Source organism: Mesorhizobium sp. M1A.T.Ca.IN.004.03.1.1, from assembly GCF_003997555.1.
Lineage (GTDB): Bacteria > Pseudomonadota > Alphaproteobacteria > Rhizobiales > Rhizobiaceae > Mesorhizobium.
This window is the reverse complement of record NZ_RZTV01000002.1, coordinates 346,456-365,105: the sequence shown is the minus strand read 5'-3', so window position 1 is coordinate 365,105 and position 18,650 is coordinate 346,456. Positions and strand designations below refer to the sequence as shown.

Annotated in this window: 16 protein-coding genes and 1 pseudogene; 7 read left to right on the top strand and 10 right to left on the bottom strand. The window is 63.0% G+C overall.

Going from position 1 to position 18,650, the window contains the following annotated elements:
• From EOD29_RS07725 to EOD29_RS07715, 3 genes are read left to right on the top strand one after another with little or no spacing between them, the layout of a single operon-like run.
• The gene (locus tag EOD29_RS07725; RefSeq protein ID WP_127246352.1) at positions 1-999 is read left to right on the top strand and encodes a DUF1839 family protein; all 999 of its coding nucleotides are present in this window, start codon (positions 1-3) and stop codon (positions 997-999) included.
• Positions 1,000-1,021: 22 nt separating this feature from the next.
• Positions 1,022-3,574: a glycoside hydrolase family 2 protein gene (locus EOD29_RS07720; protein WP_245475279.1), complete on the top strand. Its 2,553-nt coding sequence runs from the start codon at positions 1,022-1,024 to the stop codon at positions 3,572-3,574.
• Entirely contained in the window at positions 3,571-5,361 is a 1,791-nt protein-coding gene (locus EOD29_RS07715) for an alpha/beta fold hydrolase (RefSeq protein ID WP_127246351.1), read from the top strand. The genes EOD29_RS07720 and EOD29_RS07715 overlap by 4 nt, the downstream gene beginning before the upstream one ends.
• Positions 5,362-5,641: 280 nt before the next feature.
• On the opposite strand, the gene EOD29_RS07710 is transcribed toward EOD29_RS07715, so the two are convergent.
• The 3 genes from EOD29_RS07710 to EOD29_RS07700 all read right to left on the bottom strand — a co-directional run bounded on the left by EOD29_RS07710 (position 5,642) and on the right by EOD29_RS07700 (position 8,273).
• A complete protein-coding gene (locus EOD29_RS07710; protein ID WP_245475278.1) occupies positions 5,642-6,871 on the bottom strand; it encodes a tyrosine-type recombinase/integrase in 1,230 nt (409 codons plus the stop codon).
• Between the two features lie 299 nt (positions 6,872-7,170).
• Complete coding sequence (locus tag EOD29_RS07705; RefSeq protein ID WP_127246349.1) at positions 7,171-7,818, bottom strand: hypothetical protein; 648 nt, start codon at positions 7,816-7,818, stop codon at positions 7,171-7,173.
• 35 nt (positions 7,819-7,853) lie between these two features.
• A complete protein-coding gene (locus EOD29_RS07700; protein ID WP_127246348.1) occupies positions 7,854-8,273 on the bottom strand; it encodes a hypothetical protein in 420 nt (139 codons plus the stop codon).
• 250 nt (positions 8,274-8,523) lie between these two features.
• Between EOD29_RS07700 and EOD29_RS07695 the strand changes: the two genes are divergently transcribed.
• Entirely contained in the window at positions 8,524-8,904 is a 381-nt protein-coding gene (locus EOD29_RS07695; RefSeq protein WP_127246347.1) for a hypothetical protein, read from the top strand.
• Between the two features lie 138 nt (positions 8,905-9,042).
• Positions 9,043-9,294 (top strand): hypothetical protein, encoded by a 252-nt coding sequence (locus EOD29_RS07690; protein ID WP_245459665.1) that lies wholly within the window; start codon positions 9,043-9,045, stop codon positions 9,292-9,294.
• An 11-nt stretch (positions 9,295-9,305) separates the two neighbouring features.
• On the opposite strand, the gene EOD29_RS07685 is transcribed toward EOD29_RS07690, so the two are convergent.
• The 7 genes and pseudogenes from EOD29_RS07685 to EOD29_RS07655 form a co-directional block, all read right to left on the bottom strand.
• Positions 9,306-9,674 carry a response regulator gene (locus EOD29_RS07685; RefSeq protein ID WP_127246346.1) on the bottom strand — a complete coding sequence of 123 codons (369 nt, stop codon included), beginning with the start codon at positions 9,672-9,674 and terminating at the stop codon, positions 9,306-9,308.
• Positions 9,671-11,125, bottom strand: coding sequence for a PAS domain S-box protein (locus tag EOD29_RS07680; RefSeq protein WP_164757255.1), 1,455 nt, complete (start codon positions 11,123-11,125; stop codon positions 9,671-9,673). The genes EOD29_RS07685 and EOD29_RS07680 overlap by 4 nt, the downstream gene beginning before the upstream one ends.
• A gap of 1 nt (position 11,126) precedes the next feature.
• Complete coding sequence (locus tag EOD29_RS07675; protein ID WP_127246618.1) at positions 11,127-12,665, bottom strand: ATPase domain-containing protein; 1,539 nt, start codon at positions 12,663-12,665, stop codon at positions 11,127-11,129.
• A gap of 581 nt (positions 12,666-13,246) precedes the next feature.
• Positions 13,247-14,491 carry a diguanylate cyclase gene (locus EOD29_RS07670; protein ID WP_127246617.1) on the bottom strand — a complete coding sequence of 415 codons (1,245 nt, stop codon included), beginning with the start codon at positions 14,489-14,491 and terminating at the stop codon, positions 13,247-13,249.
• 155 nt (positions 14,492-14,646) lie between these two features.
• Positions 14,647-15,261: a methyltransferase domain-containing protein gene (locus EOD29_RS07665; RefSeq protein ID WP_127246344.1), complete on the bottom strand. Its 615-nt coding sequence runs from the start codon at positions 15,259-15,261 to the stop codon at positions 14,647-14,649.
• A gap of 120 nt (positions 15,262-15,381) precedes the next feature.
• On the bottom strand, positions 15,382-15,699 hold the full coding sequence (locus EOD29_RS07660; protein WP_127246343.1) for a YMGG-like glycine zipper-containing protein: 318 nt from the start codon (positions 15,697-15,699) through the stop codon (positions 15,382-15,384).
• A 182-nt stretch (positions 15,700-15,881) separates the two neighbouring features.
• Positions 15,882-16,136 (bottom strand): annotated as a pseudogene (locus tag EOD29_RS07655) (type II toxin-antitoxin system HicB family antitoxin); the annotation flags it as partial.
• Between the two features lie 61 nt (positions 16,137-16,197).
• Here EOD29_RS07655 and EOD29_RS07650 point away from each other — a divergent pair.
• A complete protein-coding gene (locus EOD29_RS07650) occupies positions 16,198-17,763 on the top strand; it encodes a recombinase family protein (protein ID WP_245475277.1) in 1,566 nt (521 codons plus the stop codon).
• Positions 17,760-18,614, top strand: a complete 855-nt coding sequence (locus tag EOD29_RS07645; RefSeq protein WP_127246342.1) for a plasmid partitioning protein RepB C-terminal domain-containing protein — start codon at positions 17,760-17,762, stop codon at positions 18,612-18,614. The genes EOD29_RS07650 and EOD29_RS07645 overlap by 4 nt, the downstream gene beginning before the upstream one ends.
• Positions 18,615-18,650 lie beyond the last annotated feature (36 nt).

Genomic DNA, 18,650 nt, shown 5'->3' with positions numbered 1-18,650 from the left:
ATGCTGAGGGCTATCGCCGGCCTCGATCCGGCCAGCTACCGGCCGCACTGGCTGCATGATCCGCAAAGGCGGTGGCCGCAGACCAACTGCTATGTCGACCTTCTGATCGAGGTTCTGCACGCGACCGGGCACGATCCGGTCGCGGCGCTCGGTTTCACCGCGGCGCAGGATTTCGAAGGTGATCAGTTCACGTTCTTCAAGTTCCCGACCGCCGACCTGCAGAGGCTGGCGGGGCTGGACATCCAAGAGCTGGCGGTCTTCGACCGGCTGGAGACGCATGTGCTGACGCAAGTCGAGCTCGGCCGGCTGCCGCTGGTCGAGGTTGATGCCTTCTACCTGCCCGACACCAAAGGCCTCACCTACCGCAGCGGCCATTCCAAGACCACGGTCGGCATCAATGCGCTCGATCCCGAGTCGCGGCAGATGCGCTACTTCCACAATGACGGCTACTTCGCGCTCGAGGGCCAAGACTATGACGGCATCTTCGGCCAATGGGATGGTGTGTCGGCGGGCGACCTGCCGCTGTTTCCTTACGCGGAATTCGTGAAGCTCGACGCCACGCGCCCGGCCCGCGACGCGGTCGGGACCGCAGCGGCGCTGCTCGCGCATCACCTGAAGCGGCGGCCGAAGCGCAATCCGCTCGACGCCTATGCGGCCGCGTTCGGCCGCCACGCTGAAAGGCTGGCGACGAAGTCGCCTGCCTATTTCCACACCTATGCCTTCAACACGCTGCGGCAGGTCGGCGCGAATTTCGAACTTCTTGGCAGTCATCTCGAATGGCTGGGGCAGCACGGCGAAACCTGTCTGGCAGAGGCGGTGCAAGCCGCCGGTAACATTGCCGAGGGCGCCAAGGTCATGCAGTTCAAGCTCGCCCGCGCGATGGCGCGGCAGCGCTTCGACGGCTTGACCGAAGCAATCGCGCCGATGGCGCAGGCCTACGAAACGGTGATGGACGTGCTGGACGCCCGCATGGCCGGTGTCGCCTCCAAGGCGGCCTAGCGGGCCGGCCGAGGCGCATTTGATGATGGGTGGGGGAATGGACGCCACGGTGTCGATCGCCGGCACTGCCGGATTGCTGGATCGGGGTTGGCGGATGGCCATCTCGGCGGCAGGTGCCTGGGCTTCGCCGAATGACATCGACGCAAATGCCGAATGGCTGGACGCGGCCTGTCCCGGCACGGCGGCCGCCACGCTGGAAAAGCATGGCTGCTGGGACCGCAAGCAGCCAACCCGACTGCACGACCGCGATGTCTGGTACAGCCGCAGGCTCGACGCGACCGGTCCGGTGCGGCTGGTGTTCGAGGGGCTGGCGACTGTCGCCGAGGTCTGGCTTGGCGAGCGGCTGCTGCTCACCTCGACCTCGATGTTCGAGCGCCATGAGGCTGCGGTAAGCCTTTCAGGGGGCGAGCAGCTCGCCATCGTCTTTCGCAGTCTCGACCGCCATCTGGAAACGGCGATCGGTCCGCGCGCCCGCTGGCGCCCTCGCATGATCGACGATCAGCGGCTGCGGCTGGTGCGCACGACCCTGATCGGCCATATGCCGGGCTGGTGCCCGAGCTTCGATGTCGTCGGGCCGTGGCGTCCCGTCAAGCTGATCCACGAAAATGGCGGGCAGCGCATCCTCGATGCCGACATGCGCGCCAGGCTCGACGGCACGACCGGGCATCTTGCCGTTGCGATAACCCTCGCCGAACCCTTCGTCAATGCGCAAACGGCGCATGTCAGCTGTGCCGGAGTGCGCGCGCCCCTCAAGTTCGAGACACCCACCCGGCTGACGGCGGAATTGGCCATTGCCGATGTCGCCCCATGGTGGCCGAACAGACATGGCGAGCCGGCGCTGCACGAAGTGATGGCGACGCTGGGCACGGTGCGCAGCCGGCTGGGCCGGGTCGGATTCCGCCGCATTGAGATCGATCGCGGTGCCGACGGAGGCGATTTTCGCCTGGTCGTCAACGGCGTGCCGGTGTTCTGCCGCGGCGCGGTCTGGACGCCCTCCGATCCCGTGCGACTGCCCTGCGAGCGAGCCGAAATCGAGCCCGACCTCGATCTCGCGCGCCAAGCCGGCGTCAACATGCTGCGGGTCGGCGGCACCTTCGCCTATGAAAGCGATGCCTTCCACGAGCTGTGCGATGAGATGGGCATTCTGGTCTGGCAGGACCTCATGCTCGCCAATTTCGACTATCCGGCGAAGAACGAGGCTTGGCGGGCGGCGCTGTCGCGCGAGGTGGAGAACCTGTTGGGGCGGCTTCGGCATTCGCCGTCGCTGGCGGTGCTGTGTGGCGGCAGCGAGGTGGCGCAGCAGGCCGCGATGCTCGGCATGCCGGTGGCGATGGATCCGACACCCTGGTTCGACGATGTCGTGCGTCCGGCCGCGCAGGCGATCCTGCCCGATCTGGCGCTCGTGTCCTCCTCGCCCTCCGGCGGCAGCCTGCCCTTCGCCGCGGATGGCGGCCCGACGCACTACTATGGCGTCGGCGCCTATTGCCGGCCGCTGGAGGACGCGCGCCGCGCGGAGGTGCGTTTCGCCAGCGAATGCCTCGCCTTCGCCAACGTGCCGGAACAGGCGACGCTCGATGAGCATCTGCCCGTTCCGCCCGGCCACGATCCGCGCTGGAAGGCCGGCGTGCCGCGCGATGCAGGTGCGTCGTGGGATTTCGAGGACGTGCGCGAGCATTATCTGGAGACGCTGTTCGGCGTCGACGCTCGCCGGCTGCGCATGGAGGATCCAGCGCGCTACCTCGACCTCTCGCGCGCTGTCATTGCCGAGGTGGTTGAGCGCACGATCGATGAATGGCGCAGACCGGCCTCCCCGACGGCGGGCGCGCTGGTGTTCTTCTGGAAGGATCTGCTCCCGGGAGCAGGGTGGGGCGTCGTCGATTCTGCCGGTCGGCCGAAATCGGTCTGGCATGCGCTGAGACGCGCCTTCGCGCCGCTCCGGCTGACGCTGAGCGATGAGGGCGTCAACGGGCTGAGCGTCCATCTCGTCAATGACACGGCAAGGGCAGTCGAGGCGACGCTATCGCTTGCCTGCCTGCGCGACGGCGTCACCCCGGTGGTGGCGGCGCGCCGGCCGGTCACTCTGCAGGCGCGCGGGACGCAGTCGCTTGCGGCATTCTCGCTGCTCGGCGCCTTCTTTGATCTGTCTTATGCCTATCGCTTCGGCCCAGCGGGGCACGAGGTAACCGTGGCAAGGCTGGAAGACCGCGACGGCGAGATCCTGGCCGAAGCCTTTCATGTGCTTCCCGGCGTCATGACCGCGCGACGCGATGTCGGCCTGTCGGCAGGGCTGATGTGCGGCAGAGACGGCTGGCGCCTGCGGCTCGCTTGCAAGCGCGCCGCCTATCACGTCGCCATCAAGGATGGGCTGTTCTTCCCGCGCGAGAACGGCTTCCACCTGATGCCGGGCGCGGTGAAGGAAATTGGCCTGGATGGGCCGGCCTCTGCCACTCCGGCCGGCGTCGTGACGGCGCTGAATGGCGATCGCGAGGTGGCCTACGATGCGCCGCAAGCCGACAATGTAGAGACCAGGGCGGAGATCATGCGTTCGTTGCGGCCTGCCGGGAGCGTGGCATGAAGGGGGTCGTCTTCGCCGACACGATCGGCTGGCTTCATGAAGGCAGGGGAACCGGGCGACGCGGCCGGGGTGTCGTGATCGCCGGGGCGCATGGCCACGAGGACCTGTGCAGCCGGCGTTTCCTGCGGCTTCTGGCTGACAAGGTGGCCGAAAACGGTCTGCCGGCGCTGCAATTCGACTATCCCGGCTGCGGCAATGCCGCCGGGGATCATTCAACGCCCGGTCAGGTGCAACGGTGGACGGCGAGCATAGGCGCGGCGATCGATCGGCTGAAGCAGGATTGCGGCGTGGCGGACGTCATTTTGGTCGGCTTCCGGCTTGGTGCCCTGCTGGCCCCGCTGGCGGCGGCCGGACGCGACGACGTGGCGGGTCTCGTGCTGCTCGCGCCGCCGTCCTCCGGCAAGGCCTATGTTCGCGAGGTCACAGCCATGTCGCGCATGATCGACGCGCCGCTGGCCAGCCGTTCGGCGGGCGAAGGGGTTTTCACCGAGGGGCGCGAGGCCGCCGGGTTCCGAATTTCGCATGAAACGCTGGCCGATCTCTCGGCGCTCGATTGGCGGCATGCCGCGGCTGGCCTTCCATCCCTGCCGATGCTGGTGCTTACAAACGGCAAGCCGCTGGCTGCCGAAGAGGTCGGCGGCGACACGGCGGGCGCTGCGGAGATCGCGACGGCCGAGTTCGATGGCTATCCTCTCTTGATGTGCGACCCGACCGCCAACCGGATTCCGGCCGCCGCTCTCGATCGCTGCGCCGCCTGGATCGCCGACCAGCCCGGCGAAGCGGCAGCGGGAAAGGCCATGCCGCGCGATGTGTCGCAGATCCTGGACGGTCCGCATTACACGGAAAGCCCGGTGCTGATCGGACCGGCGCCGATGATCTGCGGTGTGCTTTGCCGACCGCGCGAACGCCAGACCGAGGCCGAGCCGGTGATCTTCCTCAATGCCGGTGGCGTGCCGCATGTCGGCTGGGCGCGCGGCACGGTGGAAGCGGCGCGAGCCCTGGCGGCGGAAGGCGTAGCCTCGCTGCGCGTCGACCTGCCCGGACTTGGCCTCAGCGATCCGACCGAGGAAGGGCGCCTGTTCCTTTATGACCGGCGCACGCGCCATGATGTAAGTCGTGCGATCAACTGGATGGAGCGAGCCGGCTACCCCGGGGTCGGCCTGGTCGGCACCTGCGCCGGCGCGTTTCAGGCTTTTCACGCCGCGCGGGCCGATCGGCGGGTACGGATGCTGACCATGATCAACCCGCTCTGCTTCGCCTGGAACAGTTCCTACGCGCTGGAGATGGCGGTCTGGAAGACTTACGAGACCTCCAAGGCCGTGCTCGGGCAGAACGCTGGCGCCATGCAGGAGAGCCGCGAGCCGGCCGCCCCCGCATGGCGCGGGATCGTTTCGCGATGCGCCCGGCTGATCATCCGGCGCGGGCTGGAGGCGATCAAGTCCACATTGTCGATGCTGCATCCGGCCGCGCTGCTTGGACAGCGGCGGGTGGAACGCTGGATGCGCGACCTATGCGGCCGCGGCGTGCGGGTCCTCCTCGTAACCTCGGAAGGCGATCTGAGCCTCAAGGAGATCGCCCGCCATTTTGGCTCGGAGGAAGAGCGGCTCGATAGCATTCGCGGCGTGACCAGGGTCTCGCTGCCGAATGCCGACCACACGCTGACGCCGTATCACGCACGGCGCGCCGTGATCGCTCGCCTGATCGACCATGGCGGCATCAGGCGTGACGGTTATGCTCGTTCCGAGCCGGTGCGCGCGACGGCAAGCCCTTCCTTCCTGGCGCCGTAGGCGATCATCAGTTCGGCTTGAGCATTGATATGCGGCAAGCGCGTCGCGTCTTGAAGCATCACGCAGCGATACGGTTCTCTGCGCGAAGCCGAAAGGTTTGAATAATCAGGGAAACTAAAGACTTTCGGGAGATTTCGTTCTGGTCGGAGTGGCAGGATTTGAACCTGCGACCCCATCGTCCCGAACAAGCTGTCTTGCCAGAAAAAGCCCGGAATTCCGGGCTTTTGCGATTAATGATCGGCCGCTTTTGGGGCCTTTGTTCACGTTTGTTTCCGGGGTTTCAGGTGGGTTTCAGGTGGGAGACGCCCGATCGCACGATGTTGCTCTTCTGGCGCGGCGCCGGCGCCTTGGCCGTGATCGCCGCTGCGGCGTCGGCCTGGAAATCGGGGTGATGGTGGTAGTAGTGCTTGCGCAGCACGGCTTCCGTCATGCCGCAGAAGTCGGCGGCCTTGGAAAGCTCGACGCCGTTCTGCATCAGCCACGTCGCAGCAGTGTGACGCAGCGTGTGCGGGGTGACGTCGGTGACGAACACTTGCGTCTCGACGCCCTTGACGATCCGCGCCTCGTACCAGCCGAGGCCAGCGCTCTCGCAGGCCGACTTGAACGCCTTGCGCACCGATCGAACCGGCCCGCCTTCCCATTCGACGATGAAATCGTGCGCGATCATGCGGCCGATCGTGCGGCTTTTGCCGCGTCCCTTGGTCTTGATGTCAACCGGGGTGCGCGCCCAGCGGCGCATGTGCGCCAGCAGCCGGTCCGGCAGCCTGACCGGCGGCTGTCGCTTCCTGGTCTCGACCATGTCGGCGGCTCGCCTGAAGAAGACGCCGCGCTCAAGGTCGACGAAGCCGCGCCCCACTGTCGGCCGTGTCGCGGCCCCGCAGATGGCGGCGGATCGCGTGCCGGTGTAGAGCCCGGTCAGGATGAAGCGCGCCACGTGCCGGCCGGTCCGGCGATCGCTCTCTTGCCCCTTCCAGGTCTGCCGCATCTGCCAGGCTGCCCAGAGCAGCCTCGCCGCCTCAGATCGCGTCAGCGCGCGCTTGGCCTTTTCCGATCGCGCCGGCAACACGATCTTCGGCACGGCCGTGATGTATTTTTCGGCGTGATAGTGGTTGATCGCCGCGCGCAGATCCTCGAGCTGCCGACGTGCCATCGCCGGCGTCGGCAGGATCCGGCCGTTCTTGGCCGGGCCGTTGACATATTCGCGGCAGAGTGCGCCCGAGATGTCGGCGACCGTGCCGGTGAAGAAAGTCAGAATGGCGAGCAGCCGCGCGGCCGTTTCCTTGCGATAGCTCTGCGACGGATTGAGCGCGACGACGTCCTCGGCATAGACGTTGATGACGTCCGCGATCTTTACTTGGTCCGGGTCGCGGTTGCGCTGGCGCGTTGGCTGATGTTTTTCGCCGATGTATTCGGCGAGCTGCCTTTGAGCTTCAACAAGCTCGCTCTTGCCGCAGCCAGTTGGATGTCGTCGTCCGGCGTCCTCGATGTACCAGCCGGCCTTGCTGCGCAAGCTGCCGTCGGCCTTTCGGCTCTCGGACCGCCAGACGAGTCGAATTCCCTTGCTTGGACGCGGCATAGCTTCCTCATTCTCCCGATTGCTGCGAGTGTGGTGTATTCCTTGCCGGCGATGATTTCCGTCTCTAACCGCCCGCGGTCGCGCTCCTTGCGCAAGCCGGCTGGGCCCATCGAGCCATCAGGGAAAGCAATCCGGGCCGCGATGTCCAGCCGCAGCGGCGCGTTTTCCGTGTACTCATCGGACCCGTTCATGGAGTGCCGTTGCCGCTGGTGTTCATGGCGAAAATTGCACGTTCAGCACGTCCGCGCCGCGATACCGAGATAGCGCTGCAGGCGGTCGATGAAGGCAAGCTCTGCTTTCATCGCGCCCCACGGTTCGATCGCGCCGACAAGCTTTGGCGGAGGCAGCGAAACGCGCGGCAGACAAGCGCTGTTCGGCCTGGCTCCGAACAGGGCCGCGGCCTCGGCAACCAGCATGCGATTATCCATGTCGCGGATCTGACGGCCATAGGCCGGCACGGTGTCGATATCGGGCAATTCAGCCGCCTGGTAGATCGCAAGGTCGATGCTGCGCTTGGCCGACGCGATCGCGCGGTGGGCGAGCTGGTCGATGAAATCTGCAGCCAATCCCGCGTCGCTCGCCAGTCGGCACATGTGATGCTGGATCAGATCGACTGCCGGCCTGGTGATGTCGCCGAGCGCGTATTCATGCCCGTCATGAAGAAGGAAATAGCCGGCGGCCAAGCCGTCGCCGGTTTCGCGGAACAGCGCGTCGGCACCCATCACGCAATGCTGCGCCACGGAGTAGGCCGGGCAGCGATAGAGACCATTGAACCGCGCGAGCTTGGACAGTGTGTTGGCCATATCGGCGAAGCTGATGTCGGACGCCTTCGGTTCGAGGAGGTCGAAGGCCGACCCATCCGGCTTGAACGTTGGGATCATGGCGGGTCTCCCGCCAAGCGCCTTGCTTGCGGGCCTCATTGGTGCACCTGCGGCATGGCTGCTTCGACGGCGTTGATAACGCTCGAGCGAACGGCCGGGAAGATCGGCAGCCGGTCGAGGTAGCCCGACAGCACCGAAATGCAGCGTTCGCGTTGACCCGACCAGGGGTCGAGCAGCAGCGCGCCGCGGGCCGCACAATACTGGCCCCAGGCCAGGATGAGGCTCTGTGTAGGCTGCGCGTCGCCGGGCAGCGGTGGCCGATTGGGCGCGGCGTGCCGGGCCTTCTCAATCATGTCCGCAAGCAGATCCGGGCGGATGGTGATCTGCTTGGTGCTGGCGAGCAAAGCCAGACGTGCGGCGCTGTCCTGAAACTCGATGATTTCGGCGCTTGTGAAGCCGGCGCCGACCAGGTCTTCAAGCCGAACGCCGCCGCCGACAGCGAACAGATCGCGCATAGCCTCGGCCATTTCGAGGCAGCGTGGATGGAGCTCGACCGCGGCTTCCGGAAATTCGCGGCGGGTTTGCGATGAACGTTGGACTTGATCCAGCAATACGGGTCTCCTCGAATGGAAATCAGAGCGCGCCGACCGTGACAGCGGCGCAGAACAGGGTGGCGGCAATGAAGGCAATAGCAGCGAGCCGCTTCGCGACGGCTTCATCCTTGTGATAGCGTTCAAACCGTGCGCTACGGGCAGGGGGGATTGGATGAAAAATCTGGTGCGGGCTGCTGCGTTGCTGTTCGTCATGCCCGGTCCGGCCTTTGCCTACAGCGATGCGCAAATGGCGGTTATATCTCATGTCGGCCAGGCGATCGCCGGCACCAAGATCTGTCCGAAGTTGGAAATCAACGAAGGCGCTATGGCCCTGATGCTCGCCGCCGAGGACGTCAAGCTCGACGACCCGATGGTTCGCGCGGGCATTCGGAGCAAGGTCGAGGAAACCGTCCGGGCCTGGCAGGGCAAAAGCGAAGACCTCGCCTGCGCGGCAGTGCTGATGCTCTACGGGCCGAGCGGAAGGATCGCGGGACTGCTGCGCTTCAGAGATCGATTTCACCGCCCGGCTCCAATTGGTAATTTCCAAGAGTAGGTATTACCTACCTACCTTGTCAAGGCCGGGTAGGTTTGTTTGCAGCCTTGGGCTGTGGATTTGTCGCACTGGCTCGCTCAGTTTGTACTTGTTTTGTTCTCAAGGCCGAGTCAGATTGACGCGGCTAAGGAGGCGGCATTGCTGACGTATTTTGTGGTTCAGAGTTTCAGGCTGACGCCTAAAGGGGCAATCACGCCCGGAGAAGCGGTGGAGGTCCAGGACGTCGAGCATGCTCTGCGCCTGGCACAAAAGCTTGCGGCGAGCTCTGCAGGCGTGGTTGCGTTCAGCCGGACCGGCGATCCTTCCACCGGAGAGTTCGAGGATGCCGTTGTCCTGTACGCCAACGGGGCAGTGCCGCTCCTCGAGCCTGAACTCCCCATTGCGTGTTGAAGCGCGGGGGGCTATTCAGAGCCGAGAGCAGCAACAGCAGCAAGAAGCTTCGCGGGCTCAACCGGCTTCTGCAGGCATGGAATGCTTGCGAACTCTTCCGGAATCATCTCCGCGTCGTAACCGGTCAGGAAGACAAAAGGTATGTTCCTCGCTTTCAAAGCGAAGGCCAATTCGAAGCTGGGTCCGCTGCCGAGGTTCACATCCAGCAGTGCACAGTCAGGTCGCTTTTCTTCCAAGAGTGCACGGGCGTCCTGGGCGGTGCTAACGGGACCGGAGACGCACGCCCCGGCATTCTCGAGGATCTGCTGTGCATCGTCGGCCAAGTAAAAATCATCCTCGACGATCAGCACTGTACGGCCGGCGAGAAGTTCGACGATCATGGACTCTTCCCGCTGGCGCTGAGGAGGTCGGCCGGCACGTCAGTTTGCAGGACGCTTTCGCTCGGCTTGAGCGGGAGGGCAATGCGGCAATGAAGACCGCCGGCGGTCAGGCGCATCTCGCCCGTGCCCTTCAACTCAAACGGGACCCGACGCGTGATCAGCTCTGTTCCGAATCCCTTTCGGATGTTTCCACGCGTTGAGATCTCCAAACCGCTTTCTTTCCAGTGGAACTGCAGCCAGTCCTGGCCTTTTCGCTCTCTGCGCTCCCAACGCACGTCGATTTGGCCACCGGGTGCGCCAATAGCGCCATATTTCGCAGCATTTGTGGCGAGTTCGTGGATTGCCAATGTCAGCACTTCAGCGGCTTTGGGCATGAGCAGGACGTGCGGCCCCTCGATCGAAATTCGCGAGGAATCGGCGGCTTGTGCCAGCAGTTCGTCGCGCACGATGCTATCCAGAACGACACCTTCTCCGGCCCAGCGTGTAAGCAGGGTCTGAGTGCGCGCTAACGCGGCAATCCGACCGCTTAACCGCTCTCGAAACTCCTGCGTTGTCCCCCCGGTGTCGCCCCTCTTCACGAGGGAGGCGACCGTCGCCAGAACATTGCGGACGCGATGTTGTAGCTCGGCGGTCAGCACGGCCTGGCGCTCCTCGTTGCGCTTGCGCTCGGTTATATCCTTTCCGATCTTCAGAAACCCTCGGATGGTCCCGTCCTCATTGCGAAGGGCTACCGTCTGGCCGTCAAGAAAAACGCGCCCCCCACTCTTGCTCTTATGCCAACGGATATTGGGAGCGACGCCCTCGGAGCGAGCGCGGCTGAGTTCATGCTCCGGCACGCCATTTGCCTGGTCCTCGGGCGTAAAGATGGAGGAGGTTGGCCTGCCAATCATTTCTTCTGCGCTCCAGCCGAACACGGCCGCCGCGCCCGGCAGCCAGTCGGTGATGGTGTCGTCCGGATCGCTGAGAATGATCGCATAGTCGCGGGCGTTTTCCACGATCAACCGGAAGCGTTCATTTCCATGCTCCAGTTCGCTTAGCAGCCTTCGAAGGTCATACTGGCGCTGACGCCCGCGCAGCGCTGCTCGCGTGGAACTCGTGAGAGTAATCGTCTCGACAGGGCGTTCCAGCAGCGTAACATTGCCGAGCGATGAAACAAGTTCGGCTCGCCAAGTGGCGGCCCGTTGGTGAGCCAGGTGGCTCGTGAGAATGATGAAAGGCAGGTCTGACCAGACAGGCTGGTTCTTTGTCCAGCTGATCAACTTGGCAATGTCCCGGCCAAACAGGCCTTCCTCTGTGGCGATCACGGCAAGGCATTGCGGTCCTAAACGTGTGACCAACGAGGTAAAGTCGGCACACACGATCGCTGCAATTCCGATGCGCGATAGAATTTCGACTGCTGCAGGGCCATCTCGCCCGATCGGAGCCAGCACAAGCACGACGCTGCCCTCCATACTAGGCGTCATCCCTGGCAGCGCGCACCGTTGGCAGCTCCTGATCGCTATTGTAGATCGGTGTGCCCGAGAAAATACCGGAGAATTGCGTCAGCGGCGGACCGAGCGCAATGCCCGCCGGAGTCAGCTGGAACTCACGGATGGTATGCTCGTGATTGCCGCTCCGCTTTTTGACCACCGAAAGTGCCCGCCGGACCGACCCGCCGAATTCGAAATAGCGCAGCATGAGCACCGCGTCGCTGAGATAGCTAATGTCGAGGGGAGTATCCATCGGGCCAACCAGGCCATGCTGAGCAAGTATCAAGATGGTCGTTACCCCCTGCTGTCCGAGATAGGTCAGCAACTCGTGCATCTGCAGGATCAAGAACCGCTCATCGGGCATCGCATTGAGATAGCCGTTCAAGCTGTCGATCACGATTATCCGGGCACCGTCGCGCTCGACGCTCGCCCGTACGCCCGCGGCGAATTCGCCCGGGGACAGCTCAGCCGGGTCGATCTGTTGGAGCCGTATATTTCCGGCGGCCAGAGCCTCATCCAGCGGCATCCCCAACGTTTGCGCTCGCGCCTCTATTGTGCCCCGGCCCTCATCAAAAGCAAAGTAGACCGCGTGCTCGCCACGGCCCGCCGCAGCCAGCGCGAATGTCAAAGCCAGTGACGATTTCCCCACCCCGGCGGCGCCGATGAACAGGGCATTGGTTCCCCGCTCAATTCCACCGCCAAGCAGGTTGTCGAGTTCGGCGTTGCCGCTCGGAGTAGCATCTCCCGCAAACTTGCTGTGGTGCTCGGCTGCAATGAGCCGCGGGAAGATTCTGAGTCCGCCCTTGACGATCGTGAAGTCATGGAAGCCGCCGCGGAACTGAATACCGCGCATTTTCATAACGCGGATGCGACGGCGCTCGGCCCCATAATCCAAGGCGAGCTGCTCAAGGTTGATCACGCCATGGCAGATCGAGTGAAGCTGCAGATCGGTGTCCGCCGATGAAAGGTCGTCCAGCAGCACTACCGTGCAGCGTCGCGCGGTGAAAAAGTGTTTGAGGGCAAGAACCTGGCGTCGATACCGCAACGAGTTCTGTGCCAGCAGACGCAACTCCGAAAGGCTGTCAAAGACTACCCGCGAGGGATTCAGCGCCGCAACCTTCTCGAACACAAGGTTTGTCGTTTCGCTAAGCTCGACTTCGGCCGGATGGAGAATCGTCAGTTCCCGTTCGGGATCGAGAGACGTCTCGGGCGGGACCAGCTCGAAAACCTCGATTCCGTCCAGGTTCCAGCCATGCCTCTTGGCGACCAGCGCCAACTCGCGCCGCGTCTCTGACAGGGTGACGTAGAGGACGCGCTCGCCAAGCCGTACGCCCTGGAGAAGGAATTGTAGCGCGATTGTCGTTTTGCCGGTGCCGGGGCGGCCTTCGTAGAGATACATCCTATCGGGATCGAGTCCGCCCCCTAAGATGTCGTCGAGGCCTTCGCTGCCCGTGGATACCCGCTCGGTGCCTGTCTCCTCCGCCCGGAAGAAGTCCCCCTCAGCTAAATCCTTGTCCGCCACGACTTCGTCCCTCAATGCAAGCGGGAAAAGCTGGCCCGCCGAACCGGAAATAACGGCAAAACGGAGCTCGGGTTCCCGACGCTCCTCTGTCCACCGCCCGGGCGAAAGAGCGGCCGGGTCCGCCAAGTGGTCGCGTCAGCCAATGAAGCTTATCTTGGGACATTGGCGGCTGACCAGCTCAAGAACAGACATTGGCGGCTGACCAGCTCAAGAACAGCGGCTTGGCCCGAGCCGGATGAGCCCAAAATCACGTCGTTCCTGGAGGCGCGAACCTCAAAGGTAAATGCAGCCGTGTTTTTTGCCGCTCACAATGCAGAAGGCAAAGGTCCGTTCTTCTCGAGATGATGTCGACCCCGGATGACCAGGAAGGGAAACCGACAAGGGAAGACAATGAAGGGGAACGATACCCGGCGTTCGCTGAAGCGCCATAGGGAGGTGCGCAACGGAGATCTTATCGACCGAACGCGGGCACTATTGCCAACAGCGCCAGACAAATCGAGCGATCCAGAAAGCTGCTGTCGCTAACGCCAGCAGCCTCAGTACTGCCCTACGGCACTTGGGCGACCGTGGCGGGCAGCCAATTAGCGTGCGACCCGAATGGTATGGTGCCCGGTTGACTCCGTCGTGTGGAGTTGCACCTGGTTACGGCCCGCTTGCTTGGCCAGATAGAGCGCTGCGTCGGCGTGACGCTGTAGCTGCTCCGGTGAGATGGCCTGGTCCGCGCTCTGAACCGCTACTCCAATGCTGAGGGTAACGCGGCGAACGCGAGAGCCTGGGTTAGGAATGGCTGCGGCCTCAATGCTCTTTCGAATGCGATCGGCCACCGAGGTCGCCTCTTCCTCGGTCACCCCGGGCAAAAGCACGAGGAACTCTTCGCCGCCGTAGCGGGCCAGGAGATCGTGATCGCGCCTGACGTTTTCCTGGATAATGCGGGCGACCTCGACCAGACAGCGGTCGCCTTCTGCATGGCCGAGGTGATCGTTGAGTTTCTTGAAGTGGTCGATGTCGCACATGAGCATTGCGGCACCGTCCAGGCAGCGTTTGTCGCTTCCCCAGATGCGGCCGAGCGTTTCCGTCATCCAGCGCCGGTTGGCGATGCCGGTGAGCGGATCGGTCCTTGCCAGCATTTCCAACCGATGGTTCGCTTTGGCCAGTTCGGCGACCCGGCGCCGATCGCGAAGTTCAAACAGGAAGGTCTTCTGAGCCAGAATTGTCATGATGCGTCGCGCGGCGACGGTTGCGAAGATACCACTGGCGAAGAACAGTGTCGCAGCGACGGCGCTCCCCAAGCCGATGGCCGGGTTCTGCAGCTGAAACACAAGATACAGCCCGAGCGCCAGCCCGGCGACGGCAACCGTCCAGGCCAGCGGGATACCGAAGATGATGATGGCGGTAATGGCAACGAACAGCATGACATTCAATTGCCGTTCATAGAACTCGCCACCAGCGCTTACGCCGACCAATGCGACGGACAGCAGGATGAGGAACATGCCCGCAATCAGGGAGGTTCCTTGCAGCCAGGCCGACTGCGGTTTTCGCCACGCGAAAACAACCGCCACTGCCACGGGCGGGACGATGGCGCCCGGCAGCAGCATGGAGTGCGCGACAGACCTAGGCAGCATCAGCATGTTGAGTGCCAGGGTTAGCACGTCCAGCAAGGCGACCCAGATCATCCAAGCGCGAATGATTTTCGCCGTTTGCGGCCAGACACGTGCCCGAAAGCGGTTCCTTATCTCCCCGTTTAGGCGGATGTCGCGCGTGCGGCGTGCCAGAAGCCGGTCGACTTCGGCGGCGAGGGCAGGGTTTTCAAGTCCCTCGAGGTGCATCGGATCTGACACGGTCGCTATGCTCTAGACAGCCTTCCTCGTCGAACTCGTCTGACCCATTGGGTCGCTAAGAACCCGTTAGCATGCCTGGTTAAGATGAAGATTTGATTTCCAGCGGCGATAGCACTGCGATCAGCTCCTGAGCCGCGATCTGCTCATGCCTTCTTCGCGAATGCCCACACCATCAGCGGGTATTCCTCGTCGTTGCTGAGATCCCGCCACAGGCCGTAGGCCCGCACCGGCCCGCCGATATGCGCCCTCGCACAGGCCTTGTTGCCCCAGCCGAAGGCCTGCACGTCGTCTTCTGCGAAGCCGCCCTCGATCATGACCTGCTTCAATCCCGCCGGCGTCCAGCGGTTGTAGTCGTGCGGGCGGGCATGCACCCGGAACAGGAAAGGCGTCGCGACCATTGCCCAGCCGCCTTGTTTGGTCATTGCATGGATGTTGGCGGCGGCCGCGAGCGGCCGCTGCACGTGCTCGAGCACCTGGTCGGCAATGACAATCGAAAATTGCTCGTCGGTGCGGTCGCGGCAGATGTCGAACTCGGGGAAATCGACCGAGCGGTAGTTTGGGCACATCGCGCGCCAGTAGCGGTTCCAGCCGGGTGAGATTTCGATGACGTCGCGGGATTTGCGATTGGCTGCTTCGAGGAAGGCGGTGAAAGCCTCGATCTGGCGAATGCGCAGCCAGTTGCGGGAATCGTAGCCGATCAGCCGTTTCACCGCGCGCTTGCCACGGTCCTTCAGCGCGCCGGCAAGGGTCGTCGTCATCTCGACCTCCTCTGCAGCCCGCCGCAGAGACGATTTTACATCGAGAAGCGTACAAAAGGATGACGGAAGAGGGGAGCCGGCGCAGAAAACGCCGTCTCCCATAGCCAGTCACTCAAAGGATCAATAATCGCCGTTGTAATACCGGTCATCGCAGGGCGCGGTGTAGATTTGGCCGTAGCGATCCCGATAGCGGCAGAGCTGCTCGCCGCGGCGCTGCGGGGTCGTGGCGCTGCCGACGACGGCGCCGAGCAGCGCTCCGCTCGCCGCGCCGATCACCGTCGACTTGGTGTTGCCGCCGATTGCCTGGCCGACCAGTGCGCCGCCGGCGCCGCCGATAAGCGCGCCGGTGGTGGCACGCTGCTGGCCCTCCGTTTGGGTCTCGCATCCGGCAAGTGCCGCGGTCATCAGCACCGCCACAAAAACCTTCTTGATCATCATCTCCAGAACTCCTTCAAGCCCCAAAGACCAACTAAAACAGGGGCGTACCTGGCCGAAGTGGGCTCGCATTGCGGCGGAACGGCGGCGGAGCCTGCTCACGAAATGAGTCAGGGTTTCCCGGTGGTTGAAGGCCATGGTTGCCAAACGGCAAAGGCGACCCTCTCGGCAGTAACCCTTCAGCGGGTCCTCAATGGAACAATGATGGTCGCGAGCTCCTGATTGTCGGCGTCAGCCATGATCTGTTCAAGAGAGCTAGGTTCTGGGATCGCCTCGCCATCATCAATCAGACCCTCAACATGAAAGGCGAGAGCCTGTTCGGCTAAGTCGCGCGCTTCGCCGAGGCTTGCGCCGGCGGTAACGACGCCGGGGAAGTCAGGAAAGGACACTCCGTAATCGCTGGCGTCTTCTTTGTGGATCAACCCGATGTACTGGCGCATTCCTTCCTCTTGCCGCGCGGCGGCCGGCCCCTAGCTTAGAACACCCGCACGACGGTGCAAGATGGACAAGTCTGCAACGGCTCCCGCCGGCCCCCTCGGGAGGCCAAGGATCCGTGCGGCCGAGTATCTGCGCATGTCCACAGACAGGCAGATTTACTCGATCGACAACCAGAGAGATGCGATCCGCAATTATGCGAAGGTCATGCGTTATGACATTGTTGCGACCTATGAGGATCCCGGGCGAAGTGGCCTCAGCCTCGTGGGACGCCCAGGCTTGCAGCAGCTGTTGGAAGATGTGGAAAGCCGGCGAGCCGATTTCGAGACCGTCGTTGTCTACGATGTGAGCCGTTGGGGGCGCTTCCAGAATACCGATGAAAGCGCCACCTATGAATACCGGTGCCAGATGGCCGGAGTGCGGATCGAGTTCTGCGCCGAGCTGTTCGTCAACGATGGGAGCATCGGGTCCGACGTCCTGAAGGCAATCAAACGCAGCATGGCCGCGGAGTACAGCCGCATGCTCTCGAACAGGGTCTTCGCCGGTCAAAGCCGGATAGTCGCACTGGGTTTCAGCGGCGGTGGCCCCGCCGGCTATGGCTTCAGGCGCCTTCTTGTTGACGGCTCCGGAAATCCCAAGGCGATGCTTCATCGCAACGAGCGAAAAGGGCTGGCAAGCGATCGCGTCATTCTAGTGCCGGGGCCGAAAGAGGAGGTCTCCACCGTACGGTGGATGTTCAATCAATTCGTGACGAAGGGAAAAACGGAAGCCGAAATTGCGACCGCATTGAACGCTCGCGGCCTGGTTACTGAACGCGGCCGACCATGGACCAAAGCATGCGTGGGCACGATACTGACGAGCGAGAAGTACATCGGCAACAATGTCTGGAATCGAATATCCCATAGGCTTCTGCACGACCGGGTAAGAAATCCGCCAAGCGCATTTGTTCGCGCCGACGCTGTCATCGAGCCGCTCGTGACCCGGGCGCTTTTCGATCGTGCGCAAGCTATCAGGCGCGCGCGCGCTTACCTCAGGCCCGATGAGGAGCTGCTTGCCGATCTGACCAAGCTCCTGAAAGAGCGGGGGAAGCTGTCGAGCCCAATCATTGACGCCGCCCCCTTCTGTCATTCAGCCTCCATTTACGCGCACCGATTTGGAAGCATGAAGGCCGCCTACCAGTTGATCGGATACGACGCCTCGGCGAACTATCGGAAACTCGATGTCAGCAACCGGCTCAAACAGATCCGGCAGCAAGTCGTCGAGGAATTGATGTCGAACATTGACAAGGTCGGTGGTTCGGCACTGTACGATCCCAAAACAAAGCTTTTGTGCGTCAATGACGAATTCTCCATCGCGATATGGATCGCGCGCTATCGGATTATCGTCACCGGTTATCCACGCTGGATATTTTGGAACCGCGGTCTCGTTGGGCCAGATGTGACGATTTTGATCAGAATGGAGCCCGATCATCAAACTGTTCGTGACTTCCTCATTGCGCCCGCGCATCAAGCGCAATCCGCCCTTCGCATGCTCAACGCAAACAACGGCGTGCGCCTTGATGCCTTCCTCTTCGCTTCGCTCGATCCTGTCGTGGAGATGGGGAGACGAGAATCGGTTTCGGCGATCCCATGACAGTAACCAAGGCCGAGCTTCGTCGCTTCGTCGAGAACAACCGGCATGCCACCCGTCTGACGAGCAATTTGCAGGCGCCGCAGAATCCATTGCGTGGCCCGGCATTCTTGCGGACCTATAAACGCCAATTCGATCGGATGCAGGATTTCATCAGAGAAGCCGCCGCAGTGCGGCATCAACTGGAAGTCGTCGTCAATGCCACCGGTCAGATCCTGGCCAACGCGTCGTTCCGCGCCTTGCTGCAGGCGCATGGTCTCGGAACGCTGCCTTGGATCCTGGCGCAATCTTCGGCGAGAGGAACGGAATTCCACGAGGACCAGCAAGGCCCGCTCAGTGTCGCGGCCGAGCCGCAGCTTGTCGGCGGTGTCTGTCTCGAGGCTCTCGACCTCCTGAACGATTTCGGCGCCCCCTTGAAGATTTTCCCCTTATTGCGAGAGGTCGTGCCGAGCCGGCAGGTTGAAATCGTGCGTCTCATGATAGCGTTGGACCGGGTGCAATTTCGAGTGGCGAGAGTGTTGATCGCGCTCACACCACGATCGCAGCTCACCGACCCTTGTGCGCCCAGAAAGCAATATGAGGGCATCTCTCCGTCGCAGTTGGCTGCCATGGAAACCGACCTGGCCAAGGTCAGCCGTGAATATCTGAGCGCCGCCAGCACCCATGGCGCAACAGTGCTCAACCTGGTCGCCGTTACGAGTTATTTCGACAGGTTGTTGAACAATCCGAAGTTGGTGCGGTTTATGGCGCGCAATTTTGCCGGGCACCTTGAGGTGTATCAGGAATTGCTCGACTTTCGCGAAAGTGGGTTTCAGAAACGTGCACCGATCGCTGAACAAAGCGCGTGGATTTGAGCTCTCCCTCTTGCCGTCGAACCCGGGGCTCTTGCT

Bases quoted from the DNA above. Each gene is read 5' to 3' on its own strand.
- EOD29_RS07695 (WP_127246347.1), top strand. From the start codon at position 8,524: ATGAAAAATCTGGTGCGGGCTGCTGCGTTGCTGTTCGTCATGCCCGGT.
- EOD29_RS07680 (WP_164757255.1), bottom strand. From the start codon at position 11,125: ATGGAGGGCAGCGTCGTGCTTGTGCTGGCTCCGATCGGGCGAGATGGC.
- EOD29_RS07685 (WP_127246346.1), bottom strand. From the start codon at position 9,674: ATGATCGTCGAACTTCTCGCCGGCCGTACAGTGCTGATCGTCGAGGAT.
- EOD29_RS07670 (WP_127246617.1), bottom strand. From the start codon at position 14,491: ATGCACCTCGAGGGACTTGAAAACCCTGCCCTCGCCGCCGAAGTCGAC.
- EOD29_RS07645 (WP_127246342.1), top strand. From the start codon at position 17,760: ATGACAGTAACCAAGGCCGAGCTTCGTCGCTTCGTCGAGAACAACCGG.
- EOD29_RS07725 (WP_127246352.1), top strand. From the start codon at position 1: ATGCTGAGGGCTATCGCCGGCCTCGATCCGGCCAGCTACCGGCCGCAC.
- EOD29_RS07650 (WP_245475277.1), top strand. From the start codon at position 16,198: ATGGACAAGTCTGCAACGGCTCCCGCCGGCCCCCTCGGGAGGCCAAGG.
- EOD29_RS07720 (WP_245475279.1), top strand. From the start codon at position 1,022: ATGATGGGTGGGGGAATGGACGCCACGGTGTCGATCGCCGGCACTGCC.
- EOD29_RS07700 (WP_127246348.1), bottom strand. From the start codon at position 8,273: ATGCGCGATCTGTTCGCTGTCGGCGGCGGCGTTCGGCTTGAAGACCTG.
- EOD29_RS07715 (WP_127246351.1), top strand. From the start codon at position 3,571: ATGAAGGGGGTCGTCTTCGCCGACACGATCGGCTGGCTTCATGAAGGC.
- EOD29_RS07705 (WP_127246349.1), bottom strand. From the start codon at position 7,818: ATGATCCCAACGTTCAAGCCGGATGGGTCGGCCTTCGACCTCCTCGAA.
- EOD29_RS07665 (WP_127246344.1), bottom strand. From the start codon at position 15,261: ATGACGACGACCCTTGCCGGCGCGCTGAAGGACCGTGGCAAGCGCGCG.
- EOD29_RS07660 (WP_127246343.1), bottom strand. From the start codon at position 15,699: ATGATGATCAAGAAGGTTTTTGTGGCGGTGCTGATGACCGCGGCACTT.